Below are 15,461 nucleotides of genomic sequence, written 5' to 3'. Positions count from 1 at the left end.
TCGGGCGCAACGGGAGTACGGCATGGCTGTGCTGAGACGGGCTGCACCGAAGTTCATCGTATCGTTGATGTCGGGCTTGGTATGGCTGATGGGAGCCGCCGCCTTTCCGGTCGCGGCGACGGATATCGCGACCGATCCAACGGCCATATTCGCTGGGCCGCAGCGCGATGGCTCGCATGATTTCGACTTCCTGATCGGCGACTGGAAAGCTCATGTCCGCCGCCTGCCAGATCGGCTCAACGGTTCCCACGCCTGGGTGGAGTACGACGGTATCTCCAACCATCACAAACTGCTCGACACCAACGCCAACTTCGAGCAGTTCGAGGTCACCAGCACCGACAAGAAGCTGCACATCAAGGCGCAGACCTTGCGCATGTACAACCCGCAAACACATCAATGGATCATCTACGGCCTGGACTTGGACAACGCCGAACTTGATCCTGCTGCCCCCGTCGTGGGGCAGTTTCACGGCAACCGTGGCGAGTTCTACAACCGCATCACCTGGAACGGCCGCGTGGTGCTGGTGCGCTGGATGTGGCTCAACGTTTCGCCGCACGCAGCGCACATGGAACAGTCGTTTTCGCCGGACGGCGGCAGGAACTGGGAAGTGAACTGGATCTGCGACCTGTCGCGATAGTTCAGCGCAATAGCCGATAGAAGTTGTATATGCCAAGCGCCAGCACGGTCAGGCCGGCCATCAGGGTCGTTACGCGCGACGGCAGTCGCCGCACCAGCCAAGCGCCGAATGGCGCGGCAATCACGCCGCCCAGGATCAGGCCCAGCACCACATGCAGCTTGCTTTCCCCGATGCTGAGCAGAAAGGTAATGCTGGCCGCCAGGCTCACGATGCATTTGGCCAGATGCACGCTGCCGATCACCATGCGCGGTTCCTGTCCACGCGCCACCATCGTGGTGACGGTGAGTGCACTCCATCCGCCGCCGCCCGCCGCATCGAGCAATCCCGCGACGAAACCCAGCACGCCCGTGCCGCGCGGCACATCGGTTCGGCGGTCTTTGCGGCGGGTGGTGCGGAACACCAGAAACAAGCCCATCGTCAGCAGATAGGGCGTGAGGAAATACCGGATCCAAGTCGGCGGCATGTGTGTCAGCAGGGTGGCGCCGATAACGGCGCCGATCACCCCGGGAATGGCGAGCGCGAGGAACAAACGTCGCTGCACATTGCCCGCCCACCAGTGGCTGATTCCCGACGCGCCGCACGTGAAGGTTTCCGCGTAATGCACGCTGGCGCTCGCTAGCGCAGGCGGTAGGCCCCAGCCCAGCAGCAGGCCGGCGGACGTCACGCCGTAGGCCATGCCCAGTGCGCCGTCCACCAATTGGGCAAGCGCACCGATGCCGGTGAAGATCAGAAATTCGGAAAGAGGCGCCATGACGCTCGTTCAAACCGTGCAAGGGGCATCATGACAAATACCCCTTGGGTTTGTCCGGTCCGGCGGTTCAGACCGCCTTTGCCAGTTCGGTCGCGAGGCCGATGTAAGTCGCCGGCGTCAGGTCGAGCAGGCGTTGCTTGGCATCTTCTGGCAAGGCAAGGCCGGTGATGAACTGACGCATCGAGTCGCGCGTAATGCCCTGACCGCGCGTCAACGCTTTCAACTGCTCGTAAGGTTCGGGCAAACCGTAGCGACGCATCACCGTCTGCACGGCTTCGGCCAACACTTCCCAGCTTGCGTCGAGATCGGTGGCGATGCGCTCGGCATTCACGTTCAACTTGCCCAGGCCTTTTTGCAGGGATTCCAGCGCCACCAGCGTATGGCCGAAGGCGGTGCCGAGCGCACGCAGCACCGTGGAATCGGTGAGATCGCGCTGCCAGCGGCTGATCGGCAACTTCTCCGCGAAATGACTGAGGAGCGCGTTGGCGAGGCCGAAATTACCTTCGGCGTTTTCGAAATCGATCGGATTGACCTTGTGCGGCATGGTGGACGAGCCCACTTCGCCCGCCTTCAACGCCTGCTTGAAATAGCCCAGCGAAATGTAGCCCCATACGTCGCGCGCCAGGTCGATCAGGATGATGTTGGCGCGGCGCACGACATCGCAGTATTCGGCCACGCCGTCATGCGGCTCGATCTGCGTGGTGTACGGGTTGTAGTCCAGCCCCAAACCCGTGACGAAGCGCTGCGAGAAGGCGCGCCAGTCCACTTCCGGGTAGGCGATGGCATGCGCGTTGTAGTTGCCCACGGCACCGTTGATCTTGCCGGGAATTTCCACGCTTGCGAGCTGCTTGCGCTGGCGCTCCAGGCGCGCGACGACGTTGGCCAATTCCTTGCCGAGCGTGCTGGGCGAAGCGGTTTGCCCGTGCGTGCGCGACAGCATCGGCAGCGCGGCGTTTACATGTGCAAGTTCACGCAACGTGGCGATGATCTTGTCCAGCCAAGGCAGCAGCACGTGCGTGCGCGCATCGCGCAGCATCAGCGCATAGGAAAGATTATTGATGTCTTCGCTGGTGCAGGCGAAATGGACGAATTCCTTGGCTTGCGCCAGCGCTTCGTCGTTGCCGATGCGTTCCTTGATGAAATACTCCACCGCCTTCACGTCATGATTGGTGGTGGCTTCGATCGTCTTGATGCGCGCACCGTCTTCGACGCTGAAATCGCTGGCGATTGCCTTGAGCTTGGCGATTTGCTCGGTCGTGAAAGCAGGCAGCTCGGCGATACCCTTTTCGGCGGCCAGCGCCAGCAGCCATTCGATTTCCACCTGCACGCGACGGTGCATCAGGCCGAATTCGCTGAAGATCGGACGCAGCGCTTCGGTCTTGCCGGCGTAGCGGCCGTCCAGCGGCGAGAGGGCGGTGAGGGTGTGGGTGGACATCGGGGAGCTTCCAGGAGGATCAGAATCGGCCATTTTACATTGCTCCGCCGCTAACGTTTGCGGGCTTATAGTCGGCCGATCCCCCACCGCATGAGGCGAACCATGGCTGATTTCCGCATCGAGCATGACAGCATGGGCGAATTGAAGGTGCCTGCCAAGGCGCTGTACGGCGCGCAGACCCAGCGCGCGATCGACAATTTCCCGATTTCCGGCCTGCATCTGCCACGCGCGTTCATCCGCGCGCTCGGGTTGATCAAGACCTCGGCGGCAGAGGCCAATCTGGCGTTGGGCTATCTGAAGAAAGGGCAGGCGGCCGCCATCCGCAAAGCGGCACTGGCCGTGGCCGAGGGCCAGCATGACGACCAGTTCCCGATCGACGTGTTTCAGACCGGCTCGGGCACCAGCACCAACATGAATGCCAATGAGGTGATTGCGCACCTCGCCACCAAAGCCGGCACCAAGGTGCACCCGAACGATCACGTCAATTACGGGCAAAGCTCCAACGACGTGATTCCCACCGCCATCCATGTGAGCGCCACGCTGACCGCGCACGAGGAACTGCTGCCGGCGCTGAAACACCTGCATCGTGTCATCGATCGGCGCGCACGCGAACTACGCAACGTGCCCAAGACGGGACGCACGCATTTGATGGATGCGATGCCGGTGACGTTCGGGCAGGAGTTGTCGGGTTGGTCGGCGCAGATTGCATCAGCGATCGAACGCATCGAGGACAGCCTCAAGCGCATGCGCCAACTGCCATTGGGCGGCACGGCCGTCGGCACGGGCATCAATGCCGATCCGAAATTCGGTCCCGCTGTGGCGCGCGAGCTGAAGAAACTCACGGATGTGCGCTTCGAATCGGCCGCCAATTATTTCGAAGGCATGGCGGCGCAGGATGCCGCGGTGGAGCTTTCCGGCCAGCTCAAGACGCTGGCGGTCGCGCTGATGAAGATCGCCAACGACCTGCGCTGGATGAACTCCGGACCGCTAGCCGGGTTGGGTGAGATCGAATTGCCGGCGCTGCAACCGGGCTCGTCCATCATGCCTGGCAAAGTCAACCCGGTGATTCCGGAAGCCACCGCGATGGTGGCCGCGCAGGTAATCGGCAACGATGCAGCCATCACCGTTGCCGGCCAGTCCGGCAATTTTCAGCTCAACGTGATGCTGCCGCTGATCGCCTACAACTTGCTGCAGTCGATCCACATCCTCGCCAACGTATCGCGGTTGCTTGCCGACAAGGCGATTGACGGTTTCCGCGTGAACACCGACCGTGTGAACCAGGCCTTGGCGATGAATCCGATTCTGGTCACCGCGTTGAATCCGGTGATTGGCTACGAGAAAGGTGCAGCGATTGCCAAGCAGGCTTACAAAGAGAAGCGACCGATCATGGATGTGGCGTTGGAGCAGTCGGGACTTTCGAAAGAAGAATTGAAGCAGTTGCTCGATCCGCGTGCGTTAACCAAAGGCGGCATACACGGCGGCGGAAGTGGCGGCGGGTGATGCCGCCACGTAATTCTCATGACCGTCATTCCCGCTTTTGCGGAATGACGGTCATGAGGGAAGGCGTTAGTCGTCCTTATCCTTTTTGCAATCCTCGACGTCGCCAACGCTGACGACATTCCCATAAGGCTTGAACGCAGGGAGTTGCGCGGCAAGCTGATCCTGCACGTTCTTGATGTTAGCTTCGTCGCGGCATATATTCTGCGAGAGTGACTTTAGCTGGTCGGCACCAGCCTCGGCATTCCGGTCCTTTTCGGCCTTCGACTTGCCATCCAATGAGTCCTTTAACGCCTTGGCGCCGATGTTCGCACCTATCTTGCCCATATTCGTGCCGGTTTGATGCACATCCGCGACATTCTGGAAGTAGAGCATCAGCAGGCCGTGCTGTGCGGGCGTGGTGGGCACGATTTGCCCACCTATCTGCAATGCACCATTCGAATCGATTAGTGCGTCGGGCGCACCATCGACGTGCAGCGTTACGATATTGTCCTTGAGCGTGATACCCCCATCCATCATGGTGGTATCGGCCGTATTGCAAGCGCTGATAGCGGTGCATAGTGCGAGCAGGGTTATTGACCGTCGGTAATTCATGATGCGTCCCCAAGTGCGGATCATGTTGGTGCGAAAGCATGGCGGATCAGACGTTGTTGCGCCAGCAGCTGAAGCAGGTGGTGCTAGGTAGCCTCGCCATCACTCGTGCACCGCATGACAGTGTTCTCTAGTCGTCCTTCATACATTCATCGATGCTTCGGCCGGGGAAAATATCTCCATAGGGCTTGAATGCTGCAATCTGTGCGATGAGCTGATCTTGAACCGTCTTGAGGTTGGATTCGTCCTGGCACATCTTCAGCGAAAGCTGATGCGTCTGTGAGGAGACATCGTCATCAATTTTCTTTTTTTCGTTCGGGTCGGATTTGCTGCTCATGGAGTTTTGCAGCGCTTCCACACCAGCTGCTGCGCCGGCCTTGCCCATGCCAAGCGCTTGCTCGCGAATGTCCATGACGCCCTGGTAATACAGCATCAGCAGACCACGTTGCGGTGGGGAAAGCGGCACGGCTTTGCCGTCGATGTTGAAGTCCCCCAAGGAGCCAAGCGTTGCATTCGGCACGCCGTCGACGTGCAGCGTCAGCAGATTGCCGTTCAACGTGATCTTGCCGTTCTTGCCGCCATACGAGAAGTTGGGCATATCACAGGCCACAAGGGCTGCACACAGGGCCAGCAGCAAGATCATCCTTTGACATTTCATGATGTGTTCCCCTTCAGATCATGGATTGCCAACTTGCAATCTGGCGTTTTCAGCTGTCGTCGCGCCAGCGGCGGAACCATACAGCGCCGGCGAGCATCGCAACACCCGCTACTGCGCCAATCCAGATATCCGGCGAAGCCAGCACAGCGTAGGAGTTGGATAGGGTGAAGAAGTTGCCGATGTTTTCGGGATTGTCGCCCAGTCGCTGTGCAGCGGTATCGCGCAGCCAGCCGCCCGGAAACACGCTGAACAGTACGCGTGCCACGATATCGCGCCAGTACCAGGTGCTCTTGAAGCCAGCCGAGCCGAGCAGGTTGAACCAGCTGATCATCACGCCCAGCGCCACCGGAATCACCACTGCCCACAGGAACGGCTTGGCTCTGGACCAGGACGAGCACAGCATCAACCAGCCCACGGTCGGCAAGGCCCACAGTAGATACAGCGGAATGCTGCCGATCAGGAAGCCGACCACCTGGAACGGATGCGCCAACGTCAGCAGCGACCACACGCTCACGCCATGGAAGGATAGTGCGATAGCGAACAGCAGCAGCATAACGATGCCGGTGATCACGCCGCAGATCACCACCGCGATGGGTGCGATCAGCACGGCCGCGATAACCTTGGACAGCACGGTGGCCGTGTCGGAAATCGGCAGCGATTTCCAGAACAAGATGCTGCGATCGCGTCGGTCGTCGTAGAGCGAGCCTAGGCAGTAGAAGAACACTACGAAGGCAAACACCACGCTGATCAGGAAACTGGACGAAAGCATGGCCAGATCCAGGGCGGCGCTCACTTGCTGCACCTGATGCGGATCGAGCGATTGAAGCTTCGATGCAAGGTCATTGCCTTCCATCGGGCCGAAGTGGAAGCCGTGGCGAGAGCCGAACACTTCCCCGCCCACAATGCCCATCAGGTTCAGCACCAGAAAGACGATCCCTGTGATCACCGGCGCCCAGATAAAGCCGCCGCGGTGCTCCCAGAATTCGCGCCTGATAAGCCAATAAAGTGTCTTTGCGTTCATGCGTAGGTCCCCTTCATGGTGGCGACGAACAGATCGCTGACCGAAGGCCGGCGGATTTCGCCCAGCGCCTTGAGCTGCGTCTGATCGACACCGTCGAACAAGAAGATGCTCTTGCCGAACACTTGGCGCTCATCCAGCGGCTTGAGCTGGCGCGCGGTGGCGGCCATGTCGGCGCTCACCATCACTTCGGCGAAGCGTTCGCCCATGGCGTCCATGTCGGTGTTAAGCACGATCTTGCCGTCGCGGATGAACATCAGATCGGTGAGGATATGTTCGATCTCCTCCACCTGATGCGTGGTGACGATGATCGTCTTGTTCTCGTCGAAATAGTCTTCCAGCAGGTTCTGGTAGAACCGCTTGCGATAGAGAATGTCCAGACCCAGCGTAGGCTCGTCCAGCACCAGCAGTTTGGCGTCAATCGCCATTACCAGCGCCAAGTGAAGCTGCACGATCATGCCTTTGGACATCTGCCGCACGCGCTGGTTGGTCGTGAGCTTGGTGCGGGCCAGGAAAGCTTCGCACTTGGCGCGGTTAAAGCGCGGATGGGTATTCGCGACGAAGTCGATCGCCTCGTGCACGCGGATCCAGCGCGGCAGCACGGCGACGTCGGCGATGAAACAGACTTCTTCCATCAGCCGGTCACGTTGGGTGCGCGGGTCCAGACCCAGTACGTTGAGTTGGCCCTGGAAATCGGTGAGGCCCAGGATGGCTTTCAGCGCGGTCGTCTTGCCAGCACCGTTGGGGCCGATCAGGCCTACGATGCGTCCGGCCGGAATCTGGAAGCTTACGTTGTCCAGCGCAAGCGCATTCTTGTAGCGCTTGCTCAGACCACTGGCGGTGACGACCGCATTCATGACGGATTCTCCGTGTCTTGCTGCGCTTCGCGCATCAGGGTTTTCAGGTCCAGCCCCAGGCGCTGCAAGCGTGCGTACAGTGCCGGCCATTCTTCGCGCAGAAAGCGCTCGCGTTCGGATTTGAGCAGCGCCTCGCGCGCTCCGTCGGTGACGAACATGCCCAGCCCCCTCCTTTTCTCTACAAGTTGGTCGTCGACCAGTTCCTGGTACGCCTTGGAAACGGTGAGCGGATTGATCTGAAAATCCGCAGCCACCTGGCGTACTGACGGCAGCGGGTCGCCCTCGTTCAAGGCGCCGTCCAGGATCATCGCCACTACGCGTTCGCGTAGCTGGCGATAGATCGGGACGCTGTCGTTCCAGGTGATGGACATGGATTTATTCCTTGCTGATGCGAGCGAGCTTGGTGGAGCCAAACGAATAGTAGGGCATGGTCAGTTGTGCTCCGAGCAGGCTGGCACCGCTTTCGGCCTTGCTGGCGAGCGGCGAATTGGCAAGCGCGAGGCTGGCGGTGGTCAGCATGGCGGCAGCGCGCTGGTCTTCGGCGGTGGGGCGTACATCGACCGTCGGCAGGGTGATTACCTTCATGCCGTTGATCTCGGACGTGGGGGCTTTGGGAGTGTTGGGGCTCAGGGCGATCAGGCTAACCGTGGTGAACAGAACCGCGGCAGTGATGGCGATCGGGTTCGGCGCTTTCATGTCTGCTCTCCTTTAGTGATCTCGTGGACCGGTGTTGTAGTGAACTATAACACCATCTTCGAGGACGTCAACAATGACTTGCTATGACTGATGGCCTAGATACCCATGACCGGCCGAAGATGGCTCTGCGACTGGGTTCGGAAGACATTTCCAGGGTGGGAACAAGCATGCGTGGCGGCAGGCCGGCCGGGCAGCGGAGGGTGTCAGAGAACGCACCTGACAGGCATCACCCTGCGGCTTGGACGGGCAGTCGGCTAAACTCGCCGATTCCCCGGAGGAGCCCGATACATGTGGTACTGCATCACCGGCACGGATCATTCTGAGTCGCTGGAGCGCCGTCTGGCCGCGCGTTCTCAGCATCTGGCGCGCCTCGAGGCGTTGCAGGCAGAAGGGCGCCTGTTGCTGGCGGGGCCATTTCCGGCCATCGATGCCGAGCAGCCCGGCCCGGCCGGCTTCACCGGTAGCCTGATCGTGGCCGAGTTCACCTCGCTGGCCGACGCCGAAGCATGGGCCAAGGCCGATCCCTACATGGATGCCGGCGTGTACGCCAGCGTCAGCGTTAAGCCGTTCCGCAAGGCGTTGCCGGCATGACGACCGCGATGGTCGAGGAAATCCGCCGCCGGTTGACGGATGCGCTGCAGCCGATCGAGCTGGAGGTTGTGGATGAGGGTTACAAGCACGTGGGCCATGCCAACGAGGGAAAGGGGCATTTCCATGTGCGTGTGGTAAGTGCGGCTTTCTCAGGCCAGTTGCCGATCAAGCGGCATCGGCTGGTATACGCGGCGCTCGGCGAGCTGATGGACCATGGCATCCACGCGTTGTCGATCGACGCGAAAGCGCCTGAGTGAGCCTGATCAATCGTTTGCAGCGCATTCCTCGCATTGCCTGATCGTTCTCCACGCATTGCGGCGCTGTCCCACGTTTGGCACAGTGACCCATCGCCCGCGTCAGCGGGCCATCACTTTCGAGCTTCTGAATCTGCATGCGCCTAACCACGATCAAACTCGCCGGATTCAAGTCTTTCGTCGACCCGACCACGTTGCATCTACCCACCAACATGACCGGTGTGGTGGGGCCTAACGGCTGCGGCAAGTCCAACATCATCGACGCCATCCGCTGGGTGATGGGCGAAAGCGCGGCTAGCCGCCTACGTGGCGATTCGCTGACCGACGTGATCTTCTCCGGCTCCAGTGCGCGCAAGCCGGTTGGACAGGCTTCGGTGGAGCTGATCTTCGACAACTCCGACGGCACCATTCAGGGCGAATACGGCCAGTACGCCGAGATTTCGGTGAAGCGCCAGGTGACGCGCGACGGGCAGTCGGCGTATTTCCTCAATGGCGCGCGCTGCCGTCGTCGTGACATCACTGATCTGTTCCTCGGTACAGGCCTGGGGCCGCGCAGCTACTCGATCATCGAGCAGGGCATGATCAGCCAGATCATCGAAGCGCATCCGGAAGAGCTGCGCATGCATCTGGAGGAAGCGGCCGGCATCTCTAAATACAAAGAGCGCCGCAAGGAAACCGAGAGCCGCATCAAGGCCACGCGCGAAAACCTTGACCGCGTGCGTGACGTACGCGACGAAGTAGACAAGCAGCTTGAGCACTTGAACCGCCAGGCGCGCGCCGCTGAGCGCTGGAAAGCTTACAAAGAAGAACAGACGCGCAAGGAAGCCGAACTGCGCGCGCTTGAATATCGCGGCCTCAAGAGCCAGCACGATGGTCAGGGGCAGGGCCTTTCCGTCGCCGAAATCGAGATCGAAAAACGGCTGGCCGAACAGCGCCAGATCGAATCGCAGATCGAAAGCGTACGCGAGCGCCACATAGAAGCCAGCGAGCACTTGAACGAGGTGCAGGCTGACGTCTACAAAGTCGGTGCCGAAATCGCGCGCGTCGAACAACAAGTTCGCTTCAACAAGGAAACCGCCGAACGCCTGCAACGCGCGCAGCAGGATACCGAGCGCGAGCATGTCGAATTGGCCGAGCACATCTCGACCGACCGCGAGCAAGTCGAAACCCTGCGCATGGCCTTGGCCGAAGGCGAGCCTAAGCTCGAAACCCTGCAACAGATGCAGGATGAAACCGCCGATTCGCTGCGCGAAACCGAAACCAAGCTGGCTGACTGGCAGCAACGCTGGGACACCTACACGCGCACCGCCGGCGAAGCGAGCCGCGCTGCCGAAGTGGAACGCACCAAGCTGGCGTACCTCGACCGTCAGACGGTGGATCTGTCCAAGCGCAAAGATGCGCTAGAAGCCGAGCAGAAAGCCACCGACGTCGACGCGCTCGATGCGGCGGCCGAGCAACTGCATAACGAACACGACACGCAGCGCGAGCGCGTCGAAACGCTCGGCGGCATGCTCGACCAGCACAAGCTGGCGCATGAAAAGGTGCTCGACGAAGAGCGCCAGGTGCAAAGCACGCTCAACGATGCACGCCAGCAGTTGCAAACCGCGCGCGGACGTCTGGCTTCGCTCGAAGCGCTGCAACACGCCGCGCTGGGTCAGGAAGAAAGCGCCGCCAGCGCTTGGCTATCGCAATTCGGTCTGGACAAGAAGCGCCGCCTCGGCGAAGTGTTGCAGGTGGAAGCCGGCTGGGAAACTGCGGTGGAAACCGTGCTTTCCGGTTTCATCGACAGCGTGTTGGTGGATGGCGCGCACGATCTTGCCAAGGAATTCCCCGGCTTGAGCAATGCTGATGTGGCCTTGCTCGATGCGACGGAAGGCGGTGCCGCTACTGCCGGCACGCTGGCTGCACACGTGCGCGGTCCGGCCGCGGCCATGACTATCCTCAGCCACGTGCTTATCGCGGAAAACATCGACGAAGCACATCGCCGCGTTTCGGGACTTTCTGCGCTGGCGCCGTATCAATCGGTCATTACGCGCACCGGCGAATGGCTGGGTCCGGGCTGGGCCAGCGTGCGTCGCGCGCAGGGCAACCAGGTGGGCGTGCTCGCACGCGAGCGCGAGATACGCACGCTGACAGAGCAGGTGGAATCGCTCGAAGCGCGCATCGAGGAAGCTGGCGCACGCCTGGATGCCTTGCGCACCAGCAAGTTCGAAGCCGAACGCGCGCGCGACGATGCGCAGCGTGAGCTGTACAACGCGCATCGCCGCCAGTCCGAACTCGCCGGCCAGTTGCAGGGCCATCGCGGGAAGGTGGAAACCGCGCGTGCGCGTGCCGAGAAAGTAGCCGGCGAACTGTCGGCACTGCTCGAGCAGATGGAAGAACTGCAGACGCAGACGCGCGAAGCGCGTGCGCGGCTGGACGAGTCCGTCAACAACATGGGCGATCTGGAAGATCAGCGTCGCGAGCTGGAAAACGAACGCCGCGCCTGGCTGGAAGCACGCGAGGAAGCGCGCATGAACGCGCGCGAAGCCGCTGACCAGGCGCATGCGCTGGCGTTGAGTCTGGAATCAAAACGTTCCTCGCTCGCCTCGCTGGAACAGGCGTTGGCGCGCATGGAAAACCAGATCCGCCAGATCGAATCGCGCCGCACTGAAATCACCGAACAACTGGAAGCCGGCTCCGATCCGATCGCCGAACTGGAATCCGAGCGCCAGACCTACCTCGATCAGCGCCTGCTGGTGGATCGTCAGTTGGTGGAAGCGCGTCGCGCGCTGGAAGATTGCGACATCGAGATGCGCAAGCTGGAACAACAGCGCCATAACCTGGAGCAGGAACTGTCCGGCCTGCGTGAAAGCCTGTCCGAAAAGAAACTCGCCGCGCAGGCGCTGCAGATGCGCGCCGATCAGCTGGCCGAAGCGATCGCCGCGTCGGGCCTCGATCTGGAAACCTTGCTCGGCGAACTGGCGCAAGACGTCGATGCGACGCAGTGGCGCCAGCAGCTTGCCGACCTTGGCCAGAAGATCGCGCGCTTGGAGCCAGTGAATCTGGCGGCGATCCAGGAACACGCCGAGCAGAGCGAGCGCAAGACGTACCTGGACAATCAGCTCGCCGACCTTACCAGCGCGATGGAAACACTGGAAAATGCGATCAAGAAGATCGACCGCGAAACGCGCCAGCGCTTCAAGGAAACCTTCGATCGCGTCAACGCCGGCGTGCAGGAACTGTTCCCGCGGCTGTTTGGTGGCGGTCACGCGTATCTGGAATTGACAGGCGATGATCTGCTCAGCACCGGCGTGTCGATCATGGCGCGTCCGCCCGGCAAGCGCGTGTCGAACATCACGCTACTGTCGGGTGGCGAGAAGGCGCTGACCGCGGTGTCGTTGGTGTTCGCCATCTTCGCGCTGAATCCCGCGCCGTTCTGTCTGCTGGACGAGGTGGACGCACCGCTCGACGAAGCGAACGTCGGCCGTTTTTCGAATATGGTGCGCGAGATGAGCGAAAAGGTACAGTTCATCTTCGTCTCACACAACAAGGCCACCATGGAAGCGGCCAGCCAGCTCTGCGGCGTTACCATGCGTGAGCCGGGCGTTTCACGCCTCGTGCAGGTCGATCTTGCCGAGGCGACCAAACTGGCCGGAGCTGCCTGAGGTTGAGGACTTACATCATGCTTGGATCCGAATTAGCCGTTGCGTGGAACCCATGGGTCGGCATTCCGTTGGCCATCGTCGGCCTGATTGTGCTGGTGCTGGTGTGGTTGTTCGGCGAGCCGAGGAAAGAACAAGGCAAGCGGCGTCTCGCCCCCGAACCGAACGCGGAACGGCGCGAGCCCACGCTGGGCGAGCCCAGCGATGAGAACGACGCCTTCACAGACGACGCGCTTGATCGGCTGGACCCGCTGTTCAGGGAGCCTGAGCCGCAGCAGGGCGAATTGTTGGATGTGAACCTGCGCTCGGAACTGGAAAAACTGGGCGCCACGCTGGCCGATCAGCGCCACGAGCACGCGCACAATCCCAAGCCCACTGGACAGTCCGCTTCCATCGTGGAAATGCTGCGCTCGCCTTCGCAGCCGGAATCGGTCCGTGTCGCGCCGGTCGAACAGCCGGTTGTCGCCACGCCTGCGCCGGCACCCGTGCCAACGCCTGCGTCGACAGCATCCGCTCCGCGCATTCCGCCGCGCTCGGACCTGGGCAAGCGCCCTGCGCAGATGCCGGTGGAGCGCATCGTGAGCCTGTTCGTGATGGCGCGCGAAGGCATGGCCTTCAACGGCGCGGATCTGATCGTCGCAGCCGAAAAGGCGGGCCTGGAATACGGCGACATGGGCATCTACCACCGCCTGGTGGATGGCAAGCGCGAAGCGGGGCCGATCTTCAGCGTGGCCAACATGGTCAAGCCCGGCAGCTTCGATCTGACCCGACTCGATGCGCTACGCACACCGGGCCTGAGTTTCTTCATGACGCTGCCCGGTCCCGTAACCGCGCTGGACGCATGGGATGCAATGCTGCCCGCCGCGCAGCGTCTGGCCGAGTTGCTGGATGGCCAGGTACTCGACGAGGAGCGCAACGCACTCGGTCGCCAGCGCATTGCGCACATCCGCGACGAACTACGCGGTTGGGACCGCGAACACGACGGTGGCGAGATTCGCTTCGGCCGTTGATCGCCGCAGCTCTGCTCCCCTTTTTCGAGGAGAGAGGGGTTTGCCTCCACATTTCTCGCATGAAAAAAAGAGCGCCCCCAACCGGGCGCTCCGAAGAAGCGGGGAGGGGAAGCCGCTCTATCAGGCAGCTTTGGTCGCCAGAGAACCGATGCTTTCGCGTGCCGAAGCGATCGCCGTTACCTTGTGGTCAGCGCTAAGGTTCAAACCTTCAGCCCGGACGAACTCCACGTTGGTGACGCCGATGAAACCCAGTACGGCGCGCAGATAGTTTTCCTGAAAATCAAAGCTGGCCGCCGGGCCGCTGGTGTATACACCGCCGCGGCTGGAAGCCACGATCACGCGCTTGCCACCAGCCAGTCCCTGAGGACCGTTCTCGGTGTAGCGGAAGGTCTGCCCAGCTACTACCACGCGGTCGATCCAGGCTTTCAGCTGGCTGGGAATCGAGAAGTTGTACATAGGTGCGCCGATGACGATTACGTCGGCCGCCTGGAATTCGTCCATCACCTGCTGCCCGAGCTTCGCTGCCGTGCTTTCGGCGTCGACCACCGGGGTCCAATGGGGCAGGGGCTGCGCGGTGAGATCACGGTAGGTGATCTGCAATGCAGGGATTTCCTGAGCAAGCTGGGTGACGATTGCGGCGCTCAGTTCGCGCGATACGGAGTGCTGGCCCAGCGAGCTTGCGTCAAGATGCAGGAGTTTCATGGTGATATCTCGGTCCAAGTCGGACGGCCCGACGTTGGGATTAAAGATAGATTCGGAACGAACCGACGATAAGATAGGGCTTTCGGAACGTATTGTTCCCATAGGGAAACAGCAATGAACGCTTTGCCAGGTGCCATGCAGGACCTGAACGATCTGTACTTCTTCGCGTCCGTAGTGGAGCACGGCGGTTTTTCCGCAGCCGGACGTGCGCTAGGCGTGCCCAAGTCGAGACTGAGCAAGCGCATCGCCCAGTTGGAGGATCGCCTCGGCGTGCGGCTGCTCCAGCGCACGACGCGCCGCTTCGTGGTCACCGAGGTGGGCGAACGGTTCTACGGCCATTGCCGTGCCGTGCTAGAGGAAGCACGGGCTGCGCAAGAAGCGGTGGACGAATTGCGCGCCGAGCCGCGCGGCGTGGTGCGGCTGAGCTGCCCCATCTCGGTCGCGCAAACGGTGCTGGCCCGTATCCTGCCGGAATTCATGGCGAAGTATCCCAAGCTGCAGGTGCGGGTGCTTTCGAACAATCGACGCGTGGATTTGATCGGCGAGGGCTACGACCTGGCCATTCGCGTGCGCACTAAGCTCGACAGCGATGCCAACATGATCATCCGCAGCTTCGGTCAGACGCGCGTGCTTCCAGTAGCAAGTCCCGGGCTGCTCAAGACGTACGGCTATCCCAATCATCCGGAGGATCTTGCGCGCATGCCGGCTTTGTCCATGCAGGAGCATGAAGGTACGCAGATCTGGGAACTGTTCGACGCCCATGGCGAACGTGTCAGCGTGGAAGTGCAGGCACGCCTCATCACTGGCGATTTTGCGGTGCTGCTTGAGGCTGCGCGTAGCGGCATAGGCGTTGCCCTGCTGCCAGAATCGTTGTGCGCACCTGCCATCGCCAACGGCGACTTGGAGATCTTGCTGCCGGAGTGGAGTGCGCCGCAGGGCATCATGCATTTCGTCTATCCGAGCCGCCGCGGCATGATGCCGGGCGTGCGCGCGCTGGTGGATTTTCTGGCCGAACGCTTGCCGGAGGCGGCGCGTCTGAGTCATGAAGAGTGCCGCAAGCGTCCGCTCAAACAGCCGGATTCGTCCGGCCAGCCTTCCGTGTGACCCGTGTTAGTCTTCG

The 15,461-nt window shown here is 61.4% G+C and carries 16 protein-coding genes; 7 read left to right on the top strand and 9 right to left on the bottom strand.

The genetic code is table 11. The features are described 5' to 3' along the window. Positions 1-22 precede the first annotated feature (22 nt). The gene (locus ISP18_RS03560) at positions 23-637 is read left to right on the top strand and encodes a hypothetical protein (protein WP_380017074.1); all 615 of its coding nucleotides are present in this window, start codon (positions 23-25) and stop codon (positions 635-637) included. Between the two features lies 1 nt (position 638). Here ISP18_RS03560 and ISP18_RS03555 read toward each other — a convergent pair whose 3' ends face one another. Beyond that, positions 639-1,388 (bottom strand): sulfite exporter TauE/SafE family protein, encoded by a 750-nt coding sequence (locus tag ISP18_RS03555; RefSeq protein ID WP_380017072.1) that lies wholly within the window; start codon positions 1,386-1,388, stop codon positions 639-641. A gap of 67 nt (positions 1,389-1,455) precedes the next feature. Next, positions 1,456-2,823 (bottom strand): adenylosuccinate lyase, encoded by a 1,368-nt coding sequence (gene purB, locus ISP18_RS03550; protein WP_380017070.1) that lies wholly within the window; start codon positions 2,821-2,823, stop codon positions 1,456-1,458. 102 nt (positions 2,824-2,925) lie between these two features. Between purB and ISP18_RS03545 the strand changes: the two genes are divergently transcribed. Next, positions 2,926-4,323 carry a class II fumarate hydratase gene (locus ISP18_RS03545; RefSeq protein WP_380017068.1) on the top strand — a complete coding sequence of 466 codons (1,398 nt, stop codon included), beginning with the start codon at positions 2,926-2,928 and terminating at the stop codon, positions 4,321-4,323. A gap of 66 nt (positions 4,324-4,389) precedes the next feature. On the opposite strand, the gene ISP18_RS03540 is transcribed toward ISP18_RS03545, so the two are convergent. The 6 genes from ISP18_RS03540 to ISP18_RS03515 form a co-directional block, all read right to left on the bottom strand. Continuing rightward, entirely contained in the window at positions 4,390-4,914 is a 525-nt protein-coding gene (locus ISP18_RS03540; protein ID WP_380017066.1) for a hypothetical protein, read from the bottom strand. Between the two features lie 127 nt (positions 4,915-5,041). Then, on the bottom strand, positions 5,042-5,548 hold the full coding sequence (locus ISP18_RS03535) for a hypothetical protein (RefSeq protein WP_380017064.1): 507 nt from the start codon (positions 5,546-5,548) through the stop codon (positions 5,042-5,044). Between the two features lie 70 nt (positions 5,549-5,618). After that, positions 5,619-6,590, bottom strand: coding sequence for an ABC-2 transporter permease (locus tag ISP18_RS03530; protein ID WP_380017062.1), 972 nt, complete (start codon positions 6,588-6,590; stop codon positions 5,619-5,621). Continuing rightward, positions 6,587-7,444 carry an ABC transporter ATP-binding protein gene (locus ISP18_RS03525; RefSeq protein ID WP_380017060.1) on the bottom strand — a complete coding sequence of 286 codons (858 nt, stop codon included), beginning with the start codon at positions 7,442-7,444 and terminating at the stop codon, positions 6,587-6,589. The genes ISP18_RS03530 and ISP18_RS03525 overlap by 4 nt, the downstream gene beginning before the upstream one ends. Next, positions 7,441-7,815: a GntR family transcriptional regulator gene (locus ISP18_RS03520; RefSeq protein ID WP_380017058.1), complete on the bottom strand. Its 375-nt coding sequence runs from the start codon at positions 7,813-7,815 to the stop codon at positions 7,441-7,443. Before ISP18_RS03520 ends, ISP18_RS03525 begins: the two co-directional genes overlap by 4 nt. Before the next feature lie 4 nt (positions 7,816-7,819). Beyond that, positions 7,820-8,140 carry a hypothetical protein gene (locus ISP18_RS03515; RefSeq protein WP_380017056.1) on the bottom strand — a complete coding sequence of 107 codons (321 nt, stop codon included), beginning with the start codon at positions 8,138-8,140 and terminating at the stop codon, positions 7,820-7,822. Positions 8,141-8,428: 288 nt separating this feature from the next. Between ISP18_RS03515 and ISP18_RS03510 the strand changes: the two genes are divergently transcribed. From ISP18_RS03510 to zipA, 4 genes are all read left to right on the top strand, one after another. Next, positions 8,429-8,731, top strand: coding sequence for a YciI family protein (locus ISP18_RS03510; protein WP_380017055.1), 303 nt, complete (start codon positions 8,429-8,431; stop codon positions 8,729-8,731). Continuing rightward, entirely contained in the window at positions 8,728-8,988 is a 261-nt protein-coding gene (locus ISP18_RS03505) for a BolA family protein (RefSeq protein WP_380017053.1), read from the top strand. Before ISP18_RS03510 ends, ISP18_RS03505 begins: the two co-directional genes overlap by 4 nt. Before the next feature lie 134 nt (positions 8,989-9,122). Beyond that, on the top strand, positions 9,123-12,632 hold the full coding sequence (gene smc, locus ISP18_RS03500) for a chromosome segregation protein SMC (protein ID WP_380017051.1): 3,510 nt from the start codon (positions 9,123-9,125) through the stop codon (positions 12,630-12,632). A gap of 17 nt (positions 12,633-12,649) precedes the next feature. Next, positions 12,650-13,639: a cell division protein ZipA gene (gene zipA / locus ISP18_RS03495; RefSeq protein WP_380017049.1), complete on the top strand. Its 990-nt coding sequence runs from the start codon at positions 12,650-12,652 to the stop codon at positions 13,637-13,639. 120 nt (positions 13,640-13,759) lie between these two features. Here zipA and ISP18_RS03490 read toward each other — a convergent pair whose 3' ends face one another. Then, positions 13,760-14,341 carry an FMN-dependent NADH-azoreductase gene (locus tag ISP18_RS03490; RefSeq protein ID WP_380017047.1) on the bottom strand — a complete coding sequence of 194 codons (582 nt, stop codon included), beginning with the start codon at positions 14,339-14,341 and terminating at the stop codon, positions 13,760-13,762. A 114-nt stretch (positions 14,342-14,455) separates the two neighbouring features. On the opposite strand from ISP18_RS03490, the gene ISP18_RS03485 reads away from it, so the two are divergent. Beyond that, on the top strand, positions 14,456-15,445 hold the full coding sequence (locus ISP18_RS03485; RefSeq protein ID WP_380017045.1) for a LysR substrate-binding domain-containing protein: 990 nt from the start codon (positions 14,456-14,458) through the stop codon (positions 15,443-15,445). The last annotated feature ends 16 nt before the right edge of the window (positions 15,446-15,461 follow it).

Origin of the sequence: Dyella humi (assembly GCF_044904605.1) — a bacterium.
Classification (GTDB): domain Bacteria; phylum Pseudomonadota; class Gammaproteobacteria; order Xanthomonadales; family Rhodanobacteraceae; genus Dyella_B; species Dyella_B humi.
Note: the sequence above shows the minus strand (reverse complement) of the source record. Positions and strands in the feature narration are given on the sequence as shown.

What these genes read in the sequence shown, in the direction of transcription:
- ISP18_RS03520 (WP_380017058.1), bottom strand. Translation starts at nt 7,815, where the DNA reads ATGTCCATCACCTGGAACGACAGCGTCCCGATCTATCGCCAGCTACGC.
- ISP18_RS03485 (WP_380017045.1), top strand. Translation starts at nt 14,456, where the DNA reads ATGAACGCTTTGCCAGGTGCCATGCAGGACCTGAACGATCTGTACTTC.
- zipA (WP_380017049.1), top strand. Translation starts at nt 12,650, where the DNA reads ATGCTTGGATCCGAATTAGCCGTTGCGTGGAACCCATGGGTCGGCATT.
- ISP18_RS03540 (WP_380017066.1), bottom strand. Translation starts at nt 4,914, where the DNA reads ATGAATTACCGACGGTCAATAACCCTGCTCGCACTATGCACCGCTATC.
- ISP18_RS03525 (WP_380017060.1), bottom strand. Translation starts at nt 7,444, where the DNA reads ATGAATGCGGTCGTCACCGCCAGTGGTCTGAGCAAGCGCTACAAGAAT.
- purB (WP_380017070.1), bottom strand. Translation starts at nt 2,823, where the DNA reads ATGTCCACCCACACCCTCACCGCCCTCTCGCCGCTGGACGGCCGCTAC.
- ISP18_RS03510 (WP_380017055.1), top strand. Translation starts at nt 8,429, where the DNA reads ATGTGGTACTGCATCACCGGCACGGATCATTCTGAGTCGCTGGAGCGC.
- ISP18_RS03515 (WP_380017056.1), bottom strand. Translation starts at nt 8,140, where the DNA reads ATGAAAGCGCCGAACCCGATCGCCATCACTGCCGCGGTTCTGTTCACC.
- ISP18_RS03505 (WP_380017053.1), top strand. Translation starts at nt 8,728, where the DNA reads ATGACGACCGCGATGGTCGAGGAAATCCGCCGCCGGTTGACGGATGCG.
- ISP18_RS03530 (WP_380017062.1), bottom strand. Translation starts at nt 6,590, where the DNA reads ATGAACGCAAAGACACTTTATTGGCTTATCAGGCGCGAATTCTGGGAG.
- ISP18_RS03545 (WP_380017068.1), top strand. Translation starts at nt 2,926, where the DNA reads ATGGCTGATTTCCGCATCGAGCATGACAGCATGGGCGAATTGAAGGTG.
- ISP18_RS03560 (WP_380017074.1), top strand. Translation starts at nt 23, where the DNA reads ATGGCTGTGCTGAGACGGGCTGCACCGAAGTTCATCGTATCGTTGATG.
- smc (WP_380017051.1), top strand. Translation starts at nt 9,123, where the DNA reads ATGCGCCTAACCACGATCAAACTCGCCGGATTCAAGTCTTTCGTCGAC.
- ISP18_RS03490 (WP_380017047.1), bottom strand. Translation starts at nt 14,341, where the DNA reads ATGAAACTCCTGCATCTTGACGCAAGCTCGCTGGGCCAGCACTCCGTA.
- ISP18_RS03555 (WP_380017072.1), bottom strand. Translation starts at nt 1,388, where the DNA reads ATGGCGCCTCTTTCCGAATTTCTGATCTTCACCGGCATCGGTGCGCTT.